General features: G+C 43.0%; 22 protein-coding genes and 1 other annotated feature. Of the genes, 3 read left to right on the top strand and 19 right to left on the bottom strand.

Features of this window, described 5'->3' with window-relative positions; all coding sequences use genetic code 11:
- Window positions 1-4: 4 nt before the first annotated feature.
- Window positions 5-193: a hypothetical protein gene (locus tag KH172YL63_RS06195; RefSeq protein WP_232066135.1), complete on the top strand. Its 189-nt coding sequence runs from the start codon at window positions 5-7 to the stop codon at window positions 191-193.
- 48 nt (window positions 194-241) lie between these two features.
- Here the strand turns inward: KH172YL63_RS06195 and pepF are convergent, their stop codons facing one another.
- The 12 genes from pepF to KH172YL63_RS06135 all read right to left on the bottom strand — a co-directional run bounded on the left by pepF (window position 242) and on the right by KH172YL63_RS06135 (window position 15,109).
- On the bottom strand, window positions 242-2,065 hold the full coding sequence (gene pepF / locus KH172YL63_RS06190; protein ID WP_173105285.1) for an oligoendopeptidase F: 1,824 nt from the start codon (window positions 2,063-2,065) through the stop codon (window positions 242-244).
- A 193-nt stretch (window positions 2,066-2,258) separates the two neighbouring features.
- On the bottom strand, window positions 2,259-3,461 hold the full coding sequence (locus KH172YL63_RS06185) for a competence protein CoiA (RefSeq protein WP_173105284.1): 1,203 nt from the start codon (window positions 3,459-3,461) through the stop codon (window positions 2,259-2,261).
- 241 nt (window positions 3,462-3,702) lie between these two features.
- A complete protein-coding gene (cls, locus tag KH172YL63_RS06180) occupies window positions 3,703-5,208 on the bottom strand; it encodes a cardiolipin synthase (protein ID WP_173105283.1) in 1,506 nt (501 codons plus the stop codon).
- A gap of 97 nt (window positions 5,209-5,305) precedes the next feature.
- Window positions 5,306-5,977, bottom strand: coding sequence for an adaptor protein MecA (gene mecA / locus KH172YL63_RS06175; protein WP_173105282.1), 672 nt, complete (start codon window positions 5,975-5,977; stop codon window positions 5,306-5,308).
- Window positions 5,978-6,329: 352 nt separating this feature from the next.
- On the bottom strand, window positions 6,330-6,725 hold the full coding sequence (gene spxA, locus KH172YL63_RS06170; RefSeq protein ID WP_138777213.1) for a transcriptional regulator SpxA: 396 nt from the start codon (window positions 6,723-6,725) through the stop codon (window positions 6,330-6,332).
- Window positions 6,726-7,024: 299 nt separating this feature from the next.
- On the bottom strand, window positions 7,025-7,597 hold the full coding sequence (locus tag KH172YL63_RS06165; protein ID WP_173105281.1) for a GNAT family N-acetyltransferase: 573 nt from the start codon (window positions 7,595-7,597) through the stop codon (window positions 7,025-7,027).
- Between the two features lie 284 nt (window positions 7,598-7,881).
- Window positions 7,882-9,078, bottom strand: coding sequence for a putative glycoside hydrolase (locus tag KH172YL63_RS06160; RefSeq protein WP_173105280.1), 1,197 nt, complete (start codon window positions 9,076-9,078; stop codon window positions 7,882-7,884).
- 229 nt (window positions 9,079-9,307) lie between these two features.
- On the bottom strand, window positions 9,308-10,243 hold the full coding sequence (locus tag KH172YL63_RS06155; RefSeq protein ID WP_173105279.1) for an ABC transporter ATP-binding protein: 936 nt from the start codon (window positions 10,241-10,243) through the stop codon (window positions 9,308-9,310).
- On the bottom strand, window positions 10,243-11,313 hold the full coding sequence (locus tag KH172YL63_RS06150) for an ABC transporter ATP-binding protein (protein ID WP_173105278.1): 1,071 nt from the start codon (window positions 11,311-11,313) through the stop codon (window positions 10,243-10,245). The genes KH172YL63_RS06155 and KH172YL63_RS06150 overlap by 1 nt, the downstream gene beginning before the upstream one ends.
- A gap of 18 nt (window positions 11,314-11,331) precedes the next feature.
- Entirely contained in the window at window positions 11,332-12,357 is a 1,026-nt protein-coding gene (opp3C, locus tag KH172YL63_RS06145; RefSeq protein ID WP_173105277.1) for an oligopeptide ABC transporter permease, read from the bottom strand.
- Complete coding sequence (gene opp3b, locus KH172YL63_RS06140; protein WP_173105276.1) at window positions 12,357-13,286, bottom strand: oligopeptide ABC transporter permease; 930 nt, start codon at window positions 13,284-13,286, stop codon at window positions 12,357-12,359. Before opp3b ends, opp3C begins: the two co-directional genes overlap by 1 nt.
- Window positions 13,287-13,456: 170 nt before the next feature.
- Window positions 13,457-15,109, bottom strand: coding sequence for a peptide ABC transporter substrate-binding protein (locus KH172YL63_RS06135; RefSeq protein ID WP_173105275.1), 1,653 nt, complete (start codon window positions 15,107-15,109; stop codon window positions 13,457-13,459).
- Window positions 15,110-15,555: 446 nt separating this feature from the next.
- Here KH172YL63_RS06135 and KH172YL63_RS06130 point away from each other — a divergent pair, with 446 nt between their 5' ends.
- Both KH172YL63_RS06130 and trpS read left to right on the top strand, forming a co-directional pair.
- The gene (locus KH172YL63_RS06130; protein ID WP_173105274.1) at window positions 15,556-15,939 is read left to right on the top strand and encodes a DUF3899 domain-containing protein; all 384 of its coding nucleotides are present in this window, start codon (window positions 15,556-15,558) and stop codon (window positions 15,937-15,939) included.
- 39 nt (window positions 15,940-15,978) lie between these two features.
- Window positions 15,979-16,212 (top strand) — a binding site (T-box leader).
- Window positions 16,213-16,263: 51 nt separating this feature from the next.
- Window positions 16,264-17,262: a tryptophan--tRNA ligase gene (gene trpS / locus KH172YL63_RS06125; RefSeq protein WP_173105273.1), complete on the top strand. Its 999-nt coding sequence runs from the start codon at window positions 16,264-16,266 to the stop codon at window positions 17,260-17,262.
- Between the two features lie 202 nt (window positions 17,263-17,464).
- Here the strand turns inward: trpS and KH172YL63_RS06120 are convergent, their stop codons facing one another.
- The 7 genes from KH172YL63_RS06120 to KH172YL63_RS06090 form a co-directional block, all read right to left on the bottom strand.
- Window positions 17,465-18,214, bottom strand: a complete 750-nt coding sequence (locus KH172YL63_RS06120) for a YjbA family protein (protein ID WP_173105272.1) — start codon at window positions 18,212-18,214, stop codon at window positions 17,465-17,467.
- A 413-nt stretch (window positions 18,215-18,627) separates the two neighbouring features.
- A complete protein-coding gene (locus KH172YL63_RS06115) occupies window positions 18,628-19,395 on the bottom strand; it encodes a DUF2268 domain-containing putative Zn-dependent protease (RefSeq protein WP_173105271.1) in 768 nt (255 codons plus the stop codon).
- A gap of 185 nt (window positions 19,396-19,580) precedes the next feature.
- A complete protein-coding gene (gene fabF, locus KH172YL63_RS06110; RefSeq protein ID WP_173105270.1) occupies window positions 19,581-20,828 on the bottom strand; it encodes a beta-ketoacyl-ACP synthase II in 1,248 nt (415 codons plus the stop codon).
- Window positions 20,829-20,876: 48 nt separating this feature from the next.
- Complete coding sequence (locus KH172YL63_RS06105) at window positions 20,877-21,809, bottom strand: beta-ketoacyl-ACP synthase III (RefSeq protein ID WP_173105269.1); 933 nt, start codon at window positions 21,807-21,809, stop codon at window positions 20,877-20,879.
- A gap of 232 nt (window positions 21,810-22,041) precedes the next feature.
- Complete coding sequence (locus KH172YL63_RS06100) at window positions 22,042-22,230, bottom strand: ComZ family protein (RefSeq protein ID WP_173105268.1); 189 nt, start codon at window positions 22,228-22,230, stop codon at window positions 22,042-22,044.
- Window positions 22,227-23,195, bottom strand: coding sequence for a BMP family ABC transporter substrate-binding protein (locus KH172YL63_RS06095; protein WP_173105267.1), 969 nt, complete (start codon window positions 23,193-23,195; stop codon window positions 22,227-22,229). The genes KH172YL63_RS06100 and KH172YL63_RS06095 overlap by 4 nt, the downstream gene beginning before the upstream one ends.
- A gap of 111 nt (window positions 23,196-23,306) precedes the next feature.
- Entirely contained in the window at window positions 23,307-24,017 is a 711-nt protein-coding gene (locus KH172YL63_RS06090) for a hypothetical protein (protein ID WP_173105266.1), read from the bottom strand.
- Between the last annotated feature and the right edge of the window lie 20 nt (window positions 24,018-24,037).

Raw genomic sequence — 24,037 nt, 5'->3', positions numbered from 1 at the left:
GAAGATGCTCATTAAACTAAAATACGGTGTCCTGCTCCTCTTGATCCTGATCAGCTTCGTCATGAATGTCCTTGGCCTGATGCACCTTATTCCCATCTATATCACTTCACCCATTCTCTTTCTTTCCCTTCTGCTTTTCTTCCAGGCTGTCGGGAACCGGAACCGGTTCAGAGGCTTCAAATCGATGAAATGACGAGTTATAGGAAAGGCCCCGTCAGAATAATGACGGGGCCTCCTTCGCTTACTGAAGCTTCTCCAGCAGCTCTTCCATTTCATTTAACTTTTCTTCAAATACTTTGCATGCATCTTCCACAGGTTTAGTGGTAGTCACATCGACGCCGGCCTTCTTCAATACTTCAATCGGGTAGTCGGAGCTTCCTGCTTTCAGGAAGTCAATGTACCGTTCTACAGCAGGTTCGCCTTCTTCAAGGATTTGTTGACTGAGCGCGGTTGCAGCCGAGAATCCTGTTGCGTACTGGTATACATAATAATTGTAATAGAAGTGCGGGATCCGTGCCCACTCCAGCCCAATTTCTTCGTCGATCGCAATGTCATCGCCGAAATATTTCTTGTTCAATTCATAGTACTCTTTCGTGAGGAATTCAGAAGTAAGCGCCTCTCCTTCCTGCGCCTTTTTATGGATGAGATGTTCGAACTCTGCAAACATCGTTTGGCGGAATACCGTGCCCCTGAAGCCTTCCAGATAATGATTCAACAGGTAAAGGCGCTTCTTTTCGTCCTCGATCGTGTTCAACAAGTAATCATTCAATAATGCTTCATTGCATGTGGATGCCACTTCTGCAACGAAGATGGAATAATGGCCATAAGTATATGGCTGGGTTTTTCTCGTATAGTAGCTGTGTACACTGTGGCCGAACTCATGGGCGAGTGTGAATAGATTATTCACATTATCCTGCCAGTTCATGAGGATGTATGGATTGGTGCCATAAGCACCGGATGAATAGGCGCCGCTTCGTTTACCTTTGTTCTCGACTACATCCACCCAGCGGCTTTCAAAGCCTTCTTTCAGCACATTGGCATATTCCTCGCCAAGCGGTTTCAGTCCGTCAAGGATCATCTGTTGTGCTTCATCATAGCTGATGTCCATCTTCACTTCTTTGACAAGTGGTGTATACAGGTCATACATATGAACTTCATCCAAGCCGAGCACTTTTTTACGGAGCTTCACATACCGCTGCAGGAGATGAAGGTTCTTATTGACTGTGCCGACCAGGTTATCATACACCTCTTCCGGGATGTTGTTATTCGACAGCGCCGCATGCCGCGCTGAATCATAATGCCTTACATTGGCGATGAAGTTATCTTTCTTTACTGCACCGCTTAAAGTGGATGCAAATGTATTCTCAAACTGTCCATACGTTTCATATACCTTCTTGAATGCTTCTTGGCGGACACGGCGGTCGCTGCTCTCAAGGAAGCGGATGAAACGTCCGTGTGTGATGTCCACTTCTTCCCCATTTTCATCTGTAATGGTTGGAAACTCAAGATCCGCATTGTTCAACATACCAAATGTATTGCTTGAAGCACTGAACACCTCGGATGCCTGGGCAAGCAGCGCCTCTTCTTCAGCTGAAAGGATGTGAGGGCGTTCGAGGTTGATCTCTTCGAGTGCATGTTTGTACTGCTGCAGTTCTTTCTTCTCATCAAGGAATCCCTTGAGCTTCTCCTCATCAATTGACAGGATTTCAGGCACAAGGTAGGCAAACTTGCTTCCAAGTTGCGTATACAGGCTCTTTGCACGATCATCTAGTCCCTGGTAATATGAATTGGTCGTATCCTGATCATAGCGCATATGAGAATATGTATATACCTTCCCCATACGTTCCATTATTTCATCCTGGAAGGCAAATGCTTTGTATAATTGATCTGCGCTGTCTGCGAGTGTACCTTTAAACTCTTCTGCACGCCCCGTTAATTGTTTGATTTCTTTATATTCCTTCTCCCACGCTTCATCACTTTCGAAAATATCTTCCAATCTCCACGTTAAATTCTCTTCGACGTCTTTCCTGCCGGGCAGGCTTTTTACAGCTGTATCTTTTGACATATTCATCCTCCATCCTGTAATCTACAGAAAATTCCTTATAGTACACATTCTCTCTTATCTGACATATTCCTGCAACAAAACAATCTTTGTCGTACCTTTTTAATATATGCTGTTTTTCTGAAATCCTGTATGCTTTTAAAGATTTTAAGGGCATCGCCTGAAAATGCAGCGTTTACGGAGAGGACCACTGCCATCAGGTTCCGTCTCGGTATGAATGCATCAGGGTTTTTATGAAATGCCTCCACTTGGGCATGAATTCTTCATAGTGCCGTTCGAATGCAGAAAATTGATCAGGGCATTTCCATGGTGCCGCCAGGAATTCTCCCCTGCTGCCCTGCCCTATTACTCCAAGCTTCTCCAGACTATCCAGGTATCCCTTAACAACCCTGTCGAGTGCCTGGTCCGCATCGGCATTCACGAATGTCCTTAATTCTATATCCCCCTTTTTAACCCGCTGATGGAGGGAATCCAATACAGCCTTCACAGTAAAAGTCCCTTTCTTCAAACAATCCCGCCATACATAATACTGCCACTGAACGCTGTGTGTTTTAATGAGGGTTCCGTGTGGAAGGACCGGCAATCCGACATAAAGGGGTAAATACAGGAATGTGTCTCCATCGTGGTATACCTCCTTCAGAAACGGGTCTTTCTTTCCCTGATAGTAATGTACCTTGCTACGGATCCACTTTGTACGGTAATGGTACCAATCTTTCAATGAATAAGGTGAATGGATGAGGGATGGTTGTATGGTCAGGGGAAGGCTGAATTGAGTGAACGGAATATGGACGGGGGCCGAGCATAAAAAAGCTGATGATGAAGTTGGAATGAGGTGGAAAAACAGTTGAAAGCCCTTCTTCTCCGGAAGGAATTGTAGTAAAAAGTAATGTAAAGAAGGAGAATATCGGATAAAAGCTTGTTGAAAGGATGTAAGGGACAACATTCCATTCTTCCTTACTTCCTGTGTAAGGAGCCAATAAGGTGTAATCCCCAGGCTGTGATAGCCACTGGTCCTTTGAGCGAGCTCTGAGAGGGGGATGGTGGAGCATTGTATTTCAACGGCGATCTTTCTTGAGCCGGTCTCCACATAAAGGTCCGCCACCTGATTGAGCCCGGCTATGTAGTGCTCTACTTCAACATGTTCATACATCGAACGGAGTTTTTCATACAAGAGTTCCTTGCCGAGCAGATGGGTCGGGGACTCACGCCCGACAAGCAGGCAATCGGTACGGGAAACATGAGAGAAATGGGGGACATTTTTATGGCCGATGCGTAAATTGACCGACTCTGAGCAATGAGGACAGCGAAAACGCAGATCTCTTCTCTTTACAATTCTTAATTCTTCCCGTGAATAATGAATGGTAGTGAACGCACGCTGATTTAATAGTGCTGTTAACATATGACACCTCCTCTCAGTTCCATTCGACAAAACTTTCAAAATTCCTGCAAAAACTTAAAACCGGACGATACATTCCCCATAGGTCGCTATGTATGGAGAGAACACCCCTGCAGATCACCCGGGTTTTCAGTCTGGTAAATCAGTCGAAAAAACAAAAATATCCGAATGGATTCGACGATAAAGAACGTCAAACCATCATTCGGATATTCATAGTCCCTTGAGCATTTTCCCCATTCGCCTGTTATAGGAGAGGTGACATCAAACGGGAAGTGGATTCCAATATTCGATAGCCAAGGTGGCGATTCTGAAATTCTTCCAGAAGCAATTCTTCTGAATGCTCTAAGTCATTCAGATATTCTTTCACAATGGAAGTCGTACTTTCTGTTTTATACAAAAACGCATTCACTTCAAAATTAAGATGAAAACTCCTCATATCCATATTGGCGGTACCAATAGAGGCCATCTCTTCATCTACGATCACGATTTTACTATGCATGAAGCCTTTTTGATATTCAAAAATACGGGCCCCAGCTTCCAACAGATCCGGGAAATAAGAGCGTGAAGCATGGAAGACGATGCGCTTGTCCGGTTTATGAGGCACCAGCAGTTTCACATCGACCCCACTTAAAGCCGCAATCTTCAAAGCTGAGAAAATATCTTCATCGGGAACGAAATATGGAGAAGCGATCCATACGCTTTTTTTGGCAGACGTGATCATGGAAAAGAAAATATTCTTCAACACACTCAATTCATTGTCCGGCCCCCCCGCTATCATCTGCACGCCGCCGTCATTCACATGTTCAACGGGGTCAGGGCTGAGATACCCGGGGGTCAAGAAATCATCGTTCGTCATATAATACCAGTCTTGCAGAAAGATCAATTGCAGTGTACGTACCGCTTCACCTTTCACAAATAAATGTGTATCACGCCAGAAGCCAAAATGAGGATTCTTCCCTAAGTACTCATCCCCGATATTCAGGCCGCCGACAAATCCGATGCTTCCGTCTATCACGATGATCTTACGGTGATTCCTGAAGTTGAACTTATTATTCAGGACAGGGATCTTTACCGGCCCGAATGCCACAACTTCTATCCCTGCTTCCTTCATCTCTGCGATATAATCCTTTGATAACTGCCAAGCCCCGACAGCATCATAAAGAAAGCGTATTTTGACCCCATCTTTGGCCCTTTCGATCAGGATGTCTTTAATCTGGTTTCCGATCTCATCATGGCGGACAATATAGTATTCCATATGGATATGATGCTTCGCTGTCTGAAGCCACTTCAGGATTTCCCCAAAAGTCTCTTCACCATTGGTCAAAAGCTTCGTTTCACTGGAGAAGGAAATCGCACTATTGCCTATCCGCTGGGCAAGCTGGAAGTGTTTCTCCTGGAACAGGCTGAACATATCCGGGCTGATATCTTTTGGGCCCGGCTCATATTTATTGTAGGTTTCTTTATCCAATATGTACTTCTTCTTATACATCTTTTCCTTACGGTAATTGCGGCCAAATAATAAATAAAAAATAAAGCCGAGGAAAGGGAATGCCCCTAATACAACAAGCCAAGTTAAAGTTTGTGTTGGATGTCGATTTTCAAAGAAAATGAGGAACCCGATTACAATAACCGAGAAAGTGAAGACAATACTGATATATTTCACCATTCCGGAAAGATATTGATCAAAGTAAAAAATATAACTGAGTGCCAATACGGCAATGAAAATAAGAAGTCTTACTGTATTCTTCATACTGATGACACCTTTCACAGGCATAATGTTAAGCCCCAACCTTCAGGGCAAATAATATAAAAAAATACCGATTTCTGTATGAAACCGGTATTGATTCTTACGAAAAGTGCTTACTCAATGTAACAAATACATTCTCGGTGAGGACCACTTTTCCATACTCTTCAATGCGATGGACAGTCATTCGTGACTCATCGGCATATTCAAGCAATAAACTTAACATATTGTCGATATCTTCTTCTACAAAGTGGGTTTCTGAAAATTTGACGTAAATATAATACTTATTTTCAAAAGCCAGCAGCTTTGTTTCTAAATGCTCCAGAGGCATATCTTTCATCCTATGAGAAAGAGCAATCGCATCCTCGAAGTCATTGAATTTCAAAGTAAAGTCAAGTGACACCTCGGCATCTTCATCTTGATCTTGCTTAATATGGAAATGCTGATCGAGCAGGTCTTCAATTCTTTCATCGACAGGAAGCTCCTTCAACTTATCTTCAGGAATCGGAAGTTCAAATCGCTGACCGTCTTTTGACATCTGCGCCCTTGTCACTAACACTTCAAGCCCTTTGTCGAGAGCCTGAACCTGAATCCAAAGCGGACCTTCGATACCGAACTCTTCTTCTTGATGGACTTCATCCATCATCTCCCAGAACAGTTCCTCGCTTCGTTCACGATTATACCAGATTTCTTCACGGTCGAAGCCGCGATCCTCGATATCCCCGTATGATATATAGAACTTTACGGTATGTTCATTTATGCGTTCGATTTCCAATTAACACCTCTCCCTTCTTGCATGATGTTGGTGAAGGGACTACACCCTCTGAGTGATACCACTCTAATGCTGGTGAAGATAGAAGATACATTTAGGTTAGTTTGTACCTTGTACTTCTATTTTATGATAAAACCACTAAAAATGGAATGAAACCAACACCCATTTTTTTCACAAATCCCCTTAGGTGTTTTTGATATTCTAGCGAATATTCGCAGAAAATTCAAGTGATAATACTTATTCTAAAATAAAAGGGGTTGACCCGAAAGGATACGCAACGTTCCTTAAAGGGTCAGCCCCTTTTACTTATATATTCCCAACTGTATATAATATACCGGGAATCTGAAGTCATTCGTTAGTTTACCATTCTTTGAGCTTCCATGAGCTGGAATGTACGAACCTTTCTTGGAAGGAAGCGTCTGATCTCATCTTCATTGTATCCAACCTGTAGGCGTTTTTCGTCCAGGATGATCGGACGTCTGAGAAGACCAGGATTTTTTTGAATAAGCTCGAAAAGCTCTTGAAGCGGCAGTGTCTCAAGATCGACATTAAGCTTTTGGAACGTTTTGGAACGGGTTGAAATGATCTCATCGGTTCCATCCTCGGTCATGCGGAGGATTTCTTTGATTTCATCAATGCTTAATGGTTCTGAGAAAACGTTACGTTCTGTATATGGAATCTCATGCTCTTCTAACCAAGCTTTTGCCTTGCGACAAGATGTGCAACTAGGTGAAGTGAATAATGTAACCACGAATCATTCACACTCCCTTAAGGATTATTTTAAAGATAGAGTATTTTATTTAAACAAAACTGTTAATTAAAATTAGTTTAAATAAGAAATCTCTATTATGTATTATACATGAATATTTGTCCCATGAACATACTTTTAACCAATTTGTCAATTTTCCTATACATAGGTTTAACATAAGGTAAATGATCTGTTTCTATAAAAGATTTACCCTGTACCAACAGACGCTAAACATGATTTTGGACATTTACATTTTTTCATTTAGAAAACCTTATTGCGAATTCACAATAAGGTCCTGGTGGTCAGAGATTTTTCAATACATCCTCGTCCCTGTCGTCATCCTGCTTCAGTACTTCATCAACCGGCTGATACGAAGCGCCATAAAACTTTTGGTCTTTGTAAGTATGAATCAACTCATACGTCTTTTTCATTGAATTGAATATCAATTCTTCAGTTTCCTCATTGGGCGCCCAGTACAGGATCTCCATCTCATTGATTTCATTCGTAGCAAGGGAACGGCGGGCATAACCGATGCTCACAGCATGTTCAAACCCTTCACGCTTATAGAACTTCAAGCGTTTTTCAGTATCTGTATCATCATAATCCACAGGCTCTACTTCAAGGATGATAGCTTTCTTCTTTTCCTTCAGCTGATTGATTAATTTGTGACCCAGTCCCTGGCCACGGGCATCCTTCGAGACGAAGAGATAATCGATGAAGATAAAGTCATCAAGTTCAGCATACATCAAGACGTGGTGTGGGCCTTCATCTTTATGATAGATGTCGCTTCTTTCCTTTAGTAATGTTTCAAGATGTTCTTTTGATTTCATTTCCTCTACAGGAAAATACTGATTTAATTTTTCATACCAGTGCATGGATCTACTCCTTCACATGAATTTAATATTCCAATGACTAACGGGTTATCATTATGTTTCTCTGAAAAAAATAGTTTATGTTAGGTGTTAGTCGTATCCGTGGGATATGCATACGGAATCACAGGCAGGAAATGCCCATGAAGAGGGTAAAGTGGTTGAAAGCGGTTTATCTTTCCAGTACTTTAATCATAACAAGAATAGAATGATTTTTCAAATAGTATGGCATCCCTTTCCTTTATACCCCCGAAATTGAAGAAAAAACTGGCCTGAGGCCAGCTTTTTTCTTAAGGCGTATAGTCCACACCTTCTGTATAAGAATTTCCTGCATCCCACAAGAGGAATTCATTTATGCCTTGATCATTCAGCGCCTTGATCTGCGCTTCTACTTCTGCTTTTCCGTATTTCTTATAATTGCCGCTGCCTAACCAGGATGCTGTGAAATCCTGCAGCCACGGTCTCGAAATCGGCTTATTCTTCAGTTCGGCAATCTTTGCTTTTTCCACCTTGGAATATTCCGTCACTAATTCATAGGGCTGCATATCAGGCTTCGCAATCCCGAAGTACGGCGTCCAATGGCTCGGATAAATCATTGATGAAATGACATCCACATGTTCAGATATCTTCGAGAAATTCTGCCCAATGCCCGGTGCTTCCGGGAGGGTTGCCGTGTAGCCGAAAATGTCTACAGAAACCTTCACACCGTATAGTTGAAGCTTATCATGTGCATACGCAACAAAGTCGGTGACGGCCTGGACCCGCTTTTGTACATTATCGATATCTTCCTTGGCATATTCCCCACCATCATACTTCAGGTCTTCATCACGCTTTTCAAAGCCTTCAGGGAAGCGGACATAATCAAACTGTATTTCCTGGAATCCCATTTTTGCAGCTTCAATGGCGATCCCTACATTATAATCCCACACTTCTTTCAGGAAAGGGTTAACAAAGGAATCCCCACCTCCATTTGACCACACTTTGTTTCCTTCTTTAAAGGACAGCTCCGGTTTTCGGTTCGCCAATACGGTGTCTTTGAATACAACGACCCTGGCAATCGGATAGATTTTCTTCTCTTCCAGCACCTTCAATATCGCTTTCGGGTCCTTCATGTAGGGCTGACCCACACTGTGGTATGGAGAAGACTCTTCAGGTATATAAGTCAGATTCCCTACATCATCTTTAATGTCGATGACCATCGCGTTCAAATCACTGTTATCCATCAATTTTGTGAGCGAATCGAACCTGGCGCCCCCGGCGGAGTGGGCTGTGACATAAATTCCTCTCACCGCATCTGGATATTCAAATGACAGGCCCGAATCAAATACGAACCTCGGTACCGGGCTAGTCAATTCCTTGTTACTCATTGAGAGCATTCTTTTCTCGTGGTTTTTAGCTTCTACTCCAGCCGCCGTCGCTGACTGAAACGGAACGACACACATTGCGAATAAACATAGAGATGTTGCAACCTTTCTCCATTTCAACATAAACCTCTCCTCTGGTAGACGTACTATCTAGTAAAATATGTAACTTCCCTTCTATTCTATCAAGGAAATTACTAGAAAGAAAAGGGATATTCCACCTAATCTGTCGAAATTTCCGAGGAAATTAATGCTCATCCCTATATCGTATGATGAACTTTTCAAAAAAGAATGACAAAGCGGATTTCATCGTAAAAAAGCTCCCCTCAATTTGAAGGGAGCTTCTTTACTTATATTAGTTTTTATAGGACGCCTGATATTGTGCGAATTCCTTCTCTGAACAATAGACGAAGTGTCCAGGTACGACTTCACGCATTTCAAGATTGTCATCTTCTGTGTAATTATGGACTGCAGGATTGTATTCTTTTCTTCTCCGTGTGCGCTCATAATCCGGATCCGGAAGCGGAATCGCAGATAATAACGATTGAGTGTATGGATGAAGAGGATTTTTGTACAACGCCTCACTTGTTGTCAGTTCAACAAGTTTACCGTAATACATAACACCGATACGATCACTGATATATTTCACCATGGAAAGATCATGGGCGATAAACAGATAGGTTAACCCTTTCTCCTTCTGCAGTTCCTGCATCAGATTCACGACCTGCGCCTGGATGGATACATCAAGGGCTGAAATCGGCTCATCTGCAATGATGAAATCAGGATCTACCGCCAAAGCACGAGCAATCCCGATACGCTGACGCTGACCGCCTGAGAACTCATGCGGATAGCGGCCTGCGTGCTCTTTATTCAGACCGACCGTTTCAAGAAGCTCATGAACTTTATCCAGACGCTCTTTCTTTGAAGTAGCCAGCCCGTGGATATCGATTCCTTCAGCGATGATGTCGGCCACTTTCATACGCGGATTTAAACTTGCATATGGATCCTGGAAGATCATCTGCATTTTACGGTTGAATTTCTTTAATTGGGAACGTGACTTTTTCCCATGCACGTCTTCCCCGTTAAAGAGAACTTGACCGTCGGTTGCATCATACAGACGAATGATCGTACGTCCTGTCGTTGATTTACCACAGCCGGACTCACCAACGAGTCCAAGGGTTTCCCCCTTATAAATATCAAAGCTGATATCGTCAACCGCTTTAACCATATTCGGTTTTCCAGGATTGAAGTATTGTTTTAAATTTTTAATTTCTAATAATTTTTCAGCCATTATGAACGAACCCCCTCAACAAGTACCGGCTCTTTATAATTCGCAGGCATTTGTCTTTGTCTTACTTTTACTGCTTCAGGAGGCTCAACCTGTGGAGCGCTCGGATGCAGCAACCATGATTTAACATAGTGTGTATCTGAAACCTTATAATATGGAGGCTCCTGTTCAAAGTCCACTTTCATGGCATATTCACTGCGAAGGGCGAATGCATCTCCCTTCGGCGGATTCAATAGGTCCGGAGGCGTTCCAGGGATGGCCACCAGCTCCTGTTCACCTTCAGTATCCGTTGTCGGCATCGAGCCGATCAGTCCCCAAGTGTATGGATGGCGGGGATCGTAGAAGATTTCATCTACGGTTCCTGTCTCGACAATCTGACCACCGTACATGACAGCTACACGGTCAGCGACATTTGCCACCACGCCAAGGTCATGGGTAATGAAAATGATCGATGTCTCGATTTTATTCTGTAAATCCTTCATCAGTTCAAGGATCTGTGCCTGAATGGTTACGTCCAGGGCAGTCGTAGGCTCATCGGCGATCAGGATCTTCGGGTTACATGCAAGTGCGATCGCGATGACGACACGTTGGCGCTGTCCGCCCGAGAATTGGTGAGGATACTGTTTGAAACGGGTATCCGGACTTGGCAGACCTACCAATTTAAGCAATTCGATCGCACGCTTTTTCGCATCATTTTTGCTCATGTTTTGATGCTTCACAAGCGGCTCCATAATTTGCTTACCGATAGTCATCGTCGGATTCAAAGATGTCATTGGATCCTGGAAGATCATAGAGATATCTTTCCCGCGGATTTTTTGCATCTCTTTTTCCGGCAGCTTTGCAAGATCCTTCCCTTCGAAAAGGATTTCCCCGTCCTTGATGAAGCCAGGTGGGTTCGGGATCAGTCTCATAAGGGCTTTTGTCGTAACCGATTTACCAGAACCGGATTCTCCGACAATCGCCAGCGTTTCACCTTTATCTAAATGGAAATCTACACCGCGTACAGCCTGAACTTCTCCTCCTTGCGTATTGAAGGAGACGTGTAGATCATTCACTTCTAAAATTTTTGACATATTATTATCTCCCTTCCATTACTTACGCATTTTCGGATCTAGCGCGTCACGCAGTCCATCAGCCATTAAGTTGAAACTTAAAATAACCAATGAGATGACGGCTGAAGGTACCAGCATCATATGAGGGAATGATTGAATCGATCTATATCCATCATTCACCAATGATCCAAGTGAAGCTCTTGGAGGAGCAATCCCCAGTCCGATAAAGCTTAAGAATGCTTCCGTGTAAATTGCAGCTGGAACTGTAAACATCGTCGTAATGATAACAGGTCCCATAACGTTTGGAAGTAAGTGTTTAAAAATCAATCGGTTGCTTGTTGCGCCAAGCGTTCTTGAAGCAAGGACAAATTCCTGATTCTTCAATTGAAGGACTTGACCACGCACGATACGGGCCATACCCGTCCAACCAGTAATAACCATGGCCATGGTTATGGAGAAGATACCAGGCTCAAATACCAGGATAAAGAGGATGACGACGATCAAGTTTGGAATTCCTACAAGAATTTCAATGATACGCTGCATTATATTATCTACTCTGCCACCGTAATAAGCTGAAATACCTCCGTAGGAAATCCCGATAAGGAAGTCAATGATTGCAGCTAAAATACCGATGTACAGTGAAATACGGGTACCATTCCAAGTACGTGTCCAAAGGTCACGGCCTAAGTCGTCTGTACCGAACCAGTAGTTTTCTTTAATATCCCTTGATCCATATACATCAAAGCCATCTGAATCTTTACCATCAAACGGTAACCATTCAATTCCTGAAAGCGCTTCAATTTTAGGAGGGAGTTTTGCGTGACGGATGTTTTGGTCACTGAATTTGTATTCGTTCATCATCGGACCAAAGATTGCAAAGAATACAATGATCGCGGTAATAATGATTCCAAGAATGGCTCCCTTATTCTTACGTAAACGAATCCAAGAATCTTGCCAGAAATTTAAACTTGGACGCGAAATTTTTTCAGCTTCATCTCCCTTAGCCTGTTGGGGTTGGAAGAGGTCGGGACTGAGTTGGTCTAATTTCTTTTTGTTATCTTCCATTATTTCTTCCCTCCAGCTAAACGAATACGTGGATCAATGATTCCATAAAGAATGTCCACTAAAAAGATTACAGCAATGAATAAAGCACTATAGAATAGGGTGATCCCCATGATTACAGTGTAATCATTTGTATTGATGGACACGACGAACTGATCCCCTAATCCAGGAACAGCAAAGATACGTTCGATTACAAGCGTACCTGTCATAATTCCTACAGTCATCGGTCCCAAGATCGTGACAATCGGGATCAATGCATTTCGGACAGCATGCTTCAGGACAGTTCCTGTTTTGGAGATCCCTTTAGCAGTGGCTAATAAAATATAATCTGAATTTAAAATTTCCAGCATCTCTGTTCTCATAAAACGGGCGATGGTCGCAACAACGAACACCGTCAGTGACAGAGTAGGTAAGATTGTGTGCTTGTACTCTCCCCACAGGGCAACTGGCAGCCATTCTAGTTTTACCCCAACATAATATTGGAGCAATCCTGCGAAAACGAATGATGGAATCGAGATACCTATTACAGCAAGGAATGTCGATCCGTAATCCAGCCATGTGTTATGTTTGATCGCTGCAATAATACCGATCAATAATCCTAGAAATGTTCCTAATACCATAGCTTGGAATCCAAGAAGTGCGGAAGGACCAATACGATCTCCAATCATTTGTGTAACTGGGCGGTTATCATATTGGAAGGATAAACCTAAATCCCCTTGAGCCAGGTTAACCATATAGTTGATATATTGCTCTGGCAGCGGGTCATTCAGGCCGTATTTATCCAGGATGATTTGTTGTTGTTCCGGAGACAGTCTTTCTGCATTTTGTAGTGGAGATCCAGGCAGGAGCTTCATCAGAAAGAACGTGGCGGTTGCGATAATAAGCAAAGTGATGATCATATAGACGATACGTTGAATTGTATATCTGACCATTCTTTAGCCCCCCTTTTTTTCTTATTTTTTCTACATTCCTAATTATAGCGATTTTCGACAAATTATCAATGTATTTTTATTTTTGTGATAATTTTCGACTTTCACTGGAAAAGGAGAGCATATGCCTATGCATACGCTCTCCTCGTAAGGTTTGTTCCTTGAGTTAAATACTACTCAATGTAAGCCCATTTGAATGATGCATCTGCACCAAATGAGTGACGTAACAGACCTTTAACATATGGACGCTCTAAGAAAGCAGTTCCACGTTGGTACATTGGGCTGATTGCTTGATCTTCGAAAAGGATCTTCTCAGCATCAACCATTGCTTGCCAGCGAGCTTCAGGATCACTTAATAGTTCACCTTTCGCTTTTTCAATTAACTTGTCATATTCAGGGTTAGAGTATCCCATTTGGTTATGAGCACCGTCAGTAACGAACATGTCAACGAAAGTCATCGGATCTGGATAATCTGGACCCCAGCCGGCGAATGAGAAGTCATATTGACCTTTTGATTCTAATTCAAGCTTTTGCTTGAACGGCTGTGCTTTGATTGACACAGTTAAACCTTCAAGGTTTTGTTCAAGTTGCTCTTTTAAGAATTCTCCGACTTTCTTAGAGCTGTCAGAGTCGTAGTTAAGTAATTCTAATTCGATAGAATCTTTACCTAACTCTTCTTTCGCTTTAGCCCAGTACTCTGAAGCTTTAGCTGTGTCATATCCACCGAAATCGCCAACAGCTTCACGGTATTCGCTACCGTCTGGACCTGTTACGAAATCTTTTGGTACTAAGAAGTACGCAGGGATAGAACCGTTGTTAAGAAGTACATCTACCATACCTTGCTTGTCATACGCAGCATCGATCGCTTTACGCGCATTTACGTTTTTCATTACTTCGTTCGCTTGGTTTAAGCGTAAGAAGAATACTGCTGTGTCAGCTTTTGTTTTGAAGTTTTCATCTGATTTATATTTGTCTACGAATTCAGCTGAAAGACCCGCAACATCAACTTTGTTTGTTTCATAAAGGTTTACACCAGTTGCAACGTCTTTAACAACGTTAAAGTTAACTTCTTTTAATTTTACAGTTTCAGCATCCCAGTAGCTGTCGTTTTTCGTTAACTGGTAGCTTTGTTCATGCTTCCACTCAGAAAGTGTGAATGGACCGTTATAGATTGCTGTATCAGCTTCAAGACCGAACTTATCGCCTTGAGACTCAACGAATTTTTGGTTTTGTGGGTAGAATGTTGCGAAAGAAAGCAATGCTTTGAAGTATGGTACAGCCGTTTCAAGCTGAACTTCCAAAGTCATATCATCAAGGGCTTTAACACCTAACTCTTCAGGTGCAACTTCACCGGCATTTACTTTAGCAGCATTTTTGATATCGTACATTATGTACGCATACTCTGCACCAGTATCAGGGTTCAAAGCCTTTTGCCAAGCGTAAACGAAGTCATTTGCCGTAACTGCGTCTCCGTTAGACCATTTAGCATCACGGATCTTGAACGTGTACGTTTTACCGTCTTCACTGATCTCTGGCTCTTCAGCAGCCATACCTAGTACAGCTTCGTCATTTTCACCTAAGCGGTAAAGACCTTCAAATACGTTGTTCATGATTTTGAATGAAACTGAGTCAGTTGCAAGTGTAGAGTCCATAGATGGGATCTCAGAACCCTCAAGTAAGTTAAGTACCTGTTCTTTCTTTTCATCAGTACCGCCAGCACCTGATCCTTCTTCTTCGCCTTCACTTTTCTTGTCGCCGCCGCAAGCAGCCAAGAAAGTACTCAGAGCCAGAAGAAGAACCAGCAAGAATGAAAACTTTTTCTTCATCTTGAAATTGACCTCCTCGTAAATCTCATATTTATTTATCTTCTAATTTTCAGAAGATTTGTTACTTATTATACATGATAGAGAAATTATTGCAATATGAATTTAACAGTTTTTTTGCTAAATTATCAGATTAGTAGGTATAAGGTCCGAAAAACCTTGCTGTTACAAGGTTTTTTCGAGTCACCTTGAACAGCAAGTCCCATTACAATTGTTACAAACGTAAATTTCGGCTGATCTGGGATGAGGTGCCTCTTCCTATCAATCTCACATTCCTATATTCACTTTTTTATTATAAATATTTAAAGAACAGACTAAATATAAATAATAGAATACATACTTATTTCTATAACTATATAGAACAGCTCTTCTACCCAAACCGCCCCGCCTCATTGAACTGTTCCATGGGTTTCATGTATACTACTAATAAAAAACAACAGAGGAGCATTATGATCAAACTTACCTTTTTTCACATCCTAACAGTATTATTTTTCTTTGTGTCGATCATCACCGGCATGTGTCAGGAGAAATCCCTGCTTCTTTCCTTTATAGACAGCTTGTTTATAGTGGGCATTACTTATGTAGCAACAGGCGGGCTTCTTTTTATATTCCAAAAAGGCTTCTTCAACGGTATTATTTATTCCCTTAAAAGATTCCGGAACAGTACCAAACAAGGAAAATTCATTTCCCAATTCGATGATTTGGATGAAACGAAGGAAGCATATGAGGAATATGGCGTTCAACGCTCCTATTCCATCACAAAATCGATCCTGATGGTCGGCAGTGTCGCGTTCATCCTTTCCATCGCCCTCTCCTACCTTCTGTACACTTGAATTCGCACCTTTTTTTACTTATAATGAAAGCATATAAAAAAATGGGCGACGATGAAGAGTAGTACTTTTCTGTATGAATTGAAAGAGAGCTTGTGGCTGGTGGGAACAGGTATTCATCTGAAAAGGAATGGACTTCTGAGCTTTGTGTGCGAATAAGAGTAGCATATGACGATTCACCCCACGTTAAAGGGGCACCATGTTTATCATGGACTAAGCTGACTCAGGAAGAGTACTTAGGGTGGCACCGCGGAAATGATCCCATTCGTCCCTATCTTATATAGGACGGATGGGTTTTTATTTTGATGATTATTAGGAGGATAAGAAATGAAGACAATCTTTAGCGGGATTCAGCCGAGCGGGACGATTACACTCGGTAACTATATTGGGGCAATGAAGCAGTTCACTGAGCTGCAGGAAGAATATCATTGCTATTTCTGCGTGGTGGACCAGCATGCCATAACGGTGGCGCAGGATAAAATGGAGCTGCGCAAGAACATCCGCAGTCTGGCAGCACTTTATATTGCATGCGGGATCGACCCGGAGAAAGCAACACTTTTCATTCAATCTGAGGTGCCTGCCCATGCACAGGCCGGATGGATCCTGCAATGCGTCACGTATATCGGTGAGCTTGAAAGGATGACACAATTTAAAGATAAATCCCACGGTAAGGAAGCCGTTTCAGCTGGCCTGTTGACGTATCCGCCATTGATGGCAGCAGATATCCTGCTGTACGGTACGGATTTGGTACCTGTCGGTGAAGATCAGAAACAGCATTTGGAATTAACAAGAAATCTTGCCGAGAGATTCAACAATAAATATAATGACATCTTTACGGTTCCAGAGGTGCGCATTCCAAAAGTCGGGGCACGGGTCATGTCCCTTCAGGATCCATTGAAGAAAATGAGCAAGTCGGATGCAAACCAGAAGTCATTCATTACGCTGCTGGACGATCCGAAACAGATTGAAAAGAAAATCAAGAGTGCCGTGACGGATTCCGACGGCATCGTGAAATATGATAAAGAAAATAAACCTGGTGTCTCAAACCTTCTTTCCATTTATTCGATCCTTGAAGGAAGCACAATCGAAGAACTCGAGCAAAGGTATGAAGGCAAAGGGTACGGCGACTTTAAAGGAGACCTTGCCGAGGTGGTCGTCAATGCCATCAAGCCCGTCCAGGACCGCTACTACGAACTGATCGACTCTGAAGAATTGGATGACATCCTCGACCGGGGCGCGGAAAAGGCCAACTTTGCGGCGAATAAAATGCTGAAGAAGATGGAAAAAGCAATGGGCCTCGGCCGAAAAGACAGAAAGAGAAAATAAAAGCTGAGACTAACATTCTCAAGCTAACGGAAAAACCGAATGATTCGACCTTCTTTAATGAAGATTGAATCCATTCGGTTTTTTGATTCATTCAGAATCCACGTTTAAACAAGGGAATGGACAGGACTACCAGTTATGACCCGGCACCTTCTTTTTTCAAGCAAAAACCCCCTCACCCGTTCATCGGTCAGGGGGTTTTTCATTAATTCACTTTAGGGCGGTTCTCCACTTCCCACAGCTTCTCAAAGAAGGGCTGTCCCTTAATTAAATTCTCGCATAGCGTCAAGTGTTTTTCAGACCAGCCGTACTGCATTTCTTCATATAACATCTGCCAGATTTCTTCGAAGTCCATCTCCTGTATCGTCCTGTATCTCTGCGGCGCCCACTCTGTATACCAATATCTAATCTCTGCCGTATTGTTCGAACTGTGAAGCTGATCGAGCGCCATGAATAACAGCTGCTTCAACTGCCTTTCTTTCCTCGTCAACCCACTCATCATATAGGGACTCGGCGACAGGATATGATATGAATCTTCCTGCTTCACTTCCGAATGAATCAAGTACGAAGTTGTTTCATGACTTTCCACCATTTCATACACGAGCTGTTCTTGTCTCGGTATGAGCCTGCTTTTTCGAATCGGAACGGTGTAACCAATCGTATCGACCGCTAATATGCCGGTCCCATCCGTCACGATGAAGCAGTAATCAAGCTGAATTCGTTCATGGTTTTTACGCAAATATGCTTTTTGATAAACATTGTTAAGAAGTTGTTGAGGTAACTCTGATAAATCATTCTCGATGTAATGAAACAGTTCACTATCCACCTTCATAAGAGGCACCTGATCAAGCAGTTCAATTACGTCCTCTTTTCTCCACTCGTGAAAATGACAGACATTGTAGCCATTTTCTTCGCCTTCGAACCAATTTACCCATACATCATGAAGATATAACATGATTGACCCCTCGCTTTGCTTCAATCTTATTTGTCAATCAGTATGGGCGAAATGGTGTAAATTTATTCCTATTTTCACGGGTTTTATGGACAGGGATGATTTTTTCTCCGGGGAATATAGATAGACAGCGTAATGATGAAGAGTCCAATAGGAAATAGATAGCATTCGACCCTGGTGGATACGAAGTGGAAGTATTCAAAAAAAGACATACCGGTCGTAAGCAGATTTAAATACATAATCAAGCTTACACCTCCGGAAACGGCCAGTCCAAATCCTATGAACAATCCGAATAATTGTACCACCATATGCCCCGCCTCTATCCCTGGACTGAGTGATTGCAGCTCGTCCATGCTTACTATAGTCTATGAACGGGGTTTAGAGTTATGACGGTGAATTTGTCCGTTTCTTACCGCTTACTTCTCCGACAGAAATGAGGCAGATGGTTTATCTATCAGTCGCAATGTCGGGACTTTCTCTTTTAATAAGGATTTTTCGACGAGCCGCATCCCTGCAGCATAGCCAAGCATTTTCGGGTACCCTTTTTGCCCAAGAAGCAATTGATCATGAAGTGGATCCCTTCGCTTTACTTCTAAATTCGGTTGAATCCATTTCTTATGATACTCTGTCATTTCGTCTTCGGAATATGCTTTCGTCCAGGGTGCCATATAATTTTCTCCACAGTACTCTTTGACTGCATATTCAGCCAGGCCTTCAAAGATGATGGAATCGAGCAATGTGTACTGACTGTCTTTTTTGTTCAACCGTTTCATCCTCACACAATGATGATACTCATGAACAAACAGTGCTTCGTACTCTTTCGGATCTTCCTGTTCTGTCAGGAAAAAGAATATCTCATCCTTGAAGCACACCCCTGATTTCTTCATGGAGGACTGAAACATCCCCCTTCTTTCCTGAACAGGGAATAAATATATCGGGACGCTTGGTCCATTCCACTTCCGCTTGTACTTCTTTTCATATAATGAAAAACGTTCCCACAGTTTCATTTCTTTCATTTTTTCATAAATATCTTCGGCGTGTCTTGAAGACCTGTACATTCCGTGCTTCATTAAATATTGATAAAATGATTGCTGGTCGTCTTTCCCGTTTATCGTTTTCTTCAGAAGCTCCAATGGCTTGTCGATCCCATTCTCCAACCAATGATCTGTAGGTGCAACGGCCACCCTCATCCCTCTTTTCAGCTTTTTAATATATATATGAAAGGAATGGAAGGTTCACAACTTGAAAAAAGATGGGCACGATCAAAGGAGAGAGATCGGACGAAAGGGTTTCCCAAAAGAAAAATCCGAACGAGTTGGACACTCGTTCGGATTTTTTGGCAGAAACCTTTCTCGGCCTCTGATTTTATTTATGAATCACTATACTTTTTAAATACGATGGTTGCATTATGGCCGCCGAAGCCTAATGAATTACTCATCGCCACATTCACTTCTTGTTCCCTTGCCTGGTTTGCCACGTAGTCAAGGTCACATTCAGGGTCTGGTGTATCGATATTAATTGTAGGCGGCAACACGCTGTCTTTCATAGCCAGCACCGTGAAGATCGCTTCCACTCCGCCTGCAGCGCCAAGCAGATGTCCGGTCATGGATTTCGTTGAGCTCATCGCTAATTTATAGGCATGCTCACCGAACACTTCTTTCACAGCCATTGTTTCATATTTATCGTTGTACGGCGTGCTTGTGCCGTGTGCATTGATGTAATCCATTTCTTCCGGAGAAATTCCACCGTCTTCAAGGGCCATCTTCATCGCTCTCGCCCCGCCTTCCCCTGCTGGTGCAGGAGCCGTGATATGGTGGGCATCTCCTGTACAACCGTATCCGACGATTTCCGCATAAATCGGTGCACCGCGTTTCAGTGCGTGCTCAAGTTCTTCAAGCACGACGATCCCCGCTCCTTCTCCCATGACAAAGCCGTCACGGTCTGCATCAAACGGTCTTGATGCCTTCTCCGGATCCGGGTTCGTTGACAGGGCTGTATTGGCGCAGAATCCTGCCACACTCATCTTCGTGATCGGCGCCTCTGCCCCTCCAGAAATCATCACATCGGCATCTCCCCGTTGAATGACCTTGAAAGCATCACCGATCGAGTTCGTCCCTGTTGCACAAGCCGTAACAGTACAAGAGTTGAAACCTTTTGCACCGAGCATGATGGACACCTGTCCAGTTGCCATATCAGGTATGATCATCGGAACGAAGAAAGGACTCACACGACGGTATCCGCGTTTTTGGAACGTTTCATATTGCTGTTCAAATGTCTCCATGCCTCCGATACCTGATCCGATCCAAACACCGATACGGTGGGCATTTTCATCCGTGATATCAAGCTTTGAATCTTTTACGGCCATTAAGGATGCGGCAATGGCGTAATGGGTGAAGCGGTCCATTTTTCTCGCTTCTTTACGCTCTACCCCGAAGTCCTCAATATTGAAATCCTTTAATTCCGCCGCCACTTTCGCTGGATACTCATCGGCATTCAACCTTGTTAACGGGCCTACACCGGTCTTTCCCGCTCTAATGTTTTTCCATGTCGATTCAACATCGTTTCCTAAAGGCGTCACACTTCCTAAGCCTGTTACCACTACGCGTTTCTTATTCATTCAATCCATCTCCTTTATCTGCAAGTTGTTTATGAGAGTTATTCCGGTCTATTTACCCCAACGCATGATGATGGCGCCCCATGTTAATCCGCCACCGAAGCCTACCATGACCACTACGTCATTTTCTTTCACTCTTCCAGCCTCGAGATCCTCTACAAGTGAAACAGGGATCGAAGCCGCTGATGTGTTCCCGTATTTATTGACTGTTTTGGACATCTTCTCCACCGGCAGCTCTAAGCGCTGTCTTGCTGCCTCCATGATGCGAATGTTCGCCTGGTGTGGAATCAGGAAATCTACATCTTCTTTACTGAGTCCTGCTTTTTCAATCACGTTGATACTCGATTCACCCATTTGACGCACAGCAAATTTAAATACTTCCCGTCCGTTCATCACGAGCTTTTCCTCTTGATAAAGATGTTTTGCCCCAGAACCGTCAGATCCAAGTTCAAATGCAAGAATTCCTTTACCATCCGGAACCGGCCCAAGTACGGCAGCCCCTGCTGCGTCTCCGAATAACACGGCTGTGTTGCGGTCTTCCCAATCTGTAATTTTCGATAGTTTCTCTACGCCGACAACAAGTACATGCTTATATGCCCCGTTATCAATAAACTGCTTCGCTGTTACCATACCATACATGAAGCCTGCACATGCAGCGCTAAGATCCATCGCAGCTGCTTTCTTCGCCCCCAGGCGCTCTTGCAGCAGGCAGGCGACAGATGGGAATGGATAATCAGGTGTGACCGTCGCGACCATGATGAGATCAATATCTTCAGCTGTGATCCCTGCATCAGAGATTGCCTTTTTGGCCGCTTCAAATGCCATATCAGAGGTATTTATTTCATTATTTGCTATCCGTCGCTCTTCGATGCCTGTTCTTGTACGAATCCAATCATCCGTTGTGTCTACCATTTTCTCAAGGTCAGCGTTTGTTAAGATCGTCTCAGGAAGATAACGTCCAATTCCAATAATACCTGTATTCATATTGGCATTCCCTACTTTCGTTTATATTTTTAAGTATTTAGGTTTATTATCAATTATTATGACTTGGTACTAATTTTATCGAAGATTCATGCTTTCTGCAATTATTTTTTACTGATACGCGATTTCATTAGGTCGAATATGTTTTTGAAGGCGATCTCTGCAACCTTTCAGGAATTACTTATACGAGCACAAAAAAACGGTCCATTATCATCAATGGACCGTTTTTCTTCCCTTATTCTTTATGTAATGCATCCCGTTTCCCTAATTCATACGCTTCACCCATAACTTGTGTGAAAAGCGTCATAAAAGGCTGCAGCATGTCGGGAGTGAACTCCACTCCTGTTTGATCAAGCTGCTCTTTCGCTTGAGGGAAATACTTCATTGCGATTTGCATAAATTCCATTGTTTTGTCCTGATTCATTGCTTCGATTCCTTTCCATTCGGTAATTTTCCTGTTTCGATGTAGTGCTTGACATGTTGCTTCATTTGAGATTGAAATTCCTCAGGAACGAGAGGACTATATTTACCCATTGATATGACACCGTCTTCGAAATCGAATTCCAAATTACCCGAATCCAATTCACCATTCGCAAACCGTTCAGCCACTACCCCGTACAACTTGTCTGCATGTTGTACTGTACTCGTCAGCACCGTCGATTCCCCAAGGTCTGATTGATCGGATACATATCCAATGGCATAAAGCCCTTTTTCCTTCAGCTTTTCAATTACAGCTACATTATAGCCGTCACCTGCAGGATACACAACATCCACGCCGTCAGTCATCATGGCATCCAGTGAGGTCAGGGCGATTTCTTGATCATCCCAGTGATTCGTATACTTCACGGTCAGTTTGGTATCACTGTCTTGATACTTTGCCCCGTCGATGAAACCTTGAACCTCAGGCTGCCAGTCAAATGCCGCTATGACACCGATATGATGTGCAGGGGACTGTTTGGCGGCAGTCATCCCACCGAAGAATCCCATGGCGTACCCTTTGAATTGCAAGCTTGTTGTGTTCTTCTCTGTTGCACTGCCGTTGAAGCTGACAAAGTGGATATCTTTGTATTCACCGGACAGCTCATTGAACACACTGGCGTACTCGCTTCCGTGACCAAAGAGCAATTCCACTCCTTCGCCTTCATATTCTTTTACTGCTTGTTTGATTGATGTATCACTCTTCATACTCTCTTTATAAAACACGTCTGCATGATAATCCGATTGAATTTTCAATAATCCTTTATACCCTTTTGTTCCCCATACACCGTCATTTATTGTTTCGGGAACAAGTAAACCTACTTTCTCTATATGCGCGCCATTCCCAGAGGAACAACCACCGAGGACAAGCATGATGATTGTCAATAATATTGTGTATAATTGCTTTTTCATGTGCAGCAACTCCTTTACAGACCGTGCAGCCATTATAAAAAGTACAATAGAAAATTATTACATCATCTCTATTTTACCTCCATCCCCATACTGTGAAAAGAGAAATATTTCTCATTCCTGAATTTCATGGAGACGGATCCCTTTTATTTGATTTTCGATGATGTACTGATGGGGCTTGGACGGCTTCACGATGATCTCTTGCCCGACTGATTCTCTCCCCTTGCGGACTGGATTGACCGCTTTGTCAGTGACGTAGGACAATGCTTCATTCCAGCTGTCGGGAGAAAGTGGCTTCAGCGTGAAGGATTCACTTCTTGATGAATGGGAAACGATTGTCCTTGCCGCATCTTTCACATAAATGGCTCCACTTGGGTCATCAGCATACCCCTTCCCCTCTTGCCCGCCTTGAAGAAGTTGAGCAAATAAAAAGTCCCGGGGCTGATGAACGCCGTACAGTGTCGGGATATAAAATGCTGCCCCATCCTTTCTGTGATTCCGCGTTCCGTTCTGATAGATCCTGATTACTTGGGGAGGTTGTTCAAGTTTTGAAACCATGGCATCCACTTCTTGTAAATATTCCACCGTGCCTTCCCTCATCTGATCATAATATGGAAGGAATACAAAACAGTCTTCAAGCAGATCCTTATCCCATTTCTCATACGGAATGTATTGAAGGTTTGCATTCCTTCCGATTTCGAGCCATTTATCCTTCACTTCCATGTCTTCATCTACAGCAGTCACTGTACATCCTTTTTCCAACAGTGCATCGCACAGTTCAAATCCTAAAAACTGTTGTGCAGCAAACACGAATGCATGATTCAAATCAATCACTCCAATTTGTT

Source organism: Bacillus sp. KH172YL63 (assembly GCF_011398925.1).
GTDB lineage: Bacteria > Bacillota > Bacilli > Bacillales > Bacillaceae_B > Rossellomorea.
Note: the sequence above shows the minus strand (reverse complement) of the source record. Positions and strands in the feature narration are given on the sequence as shown.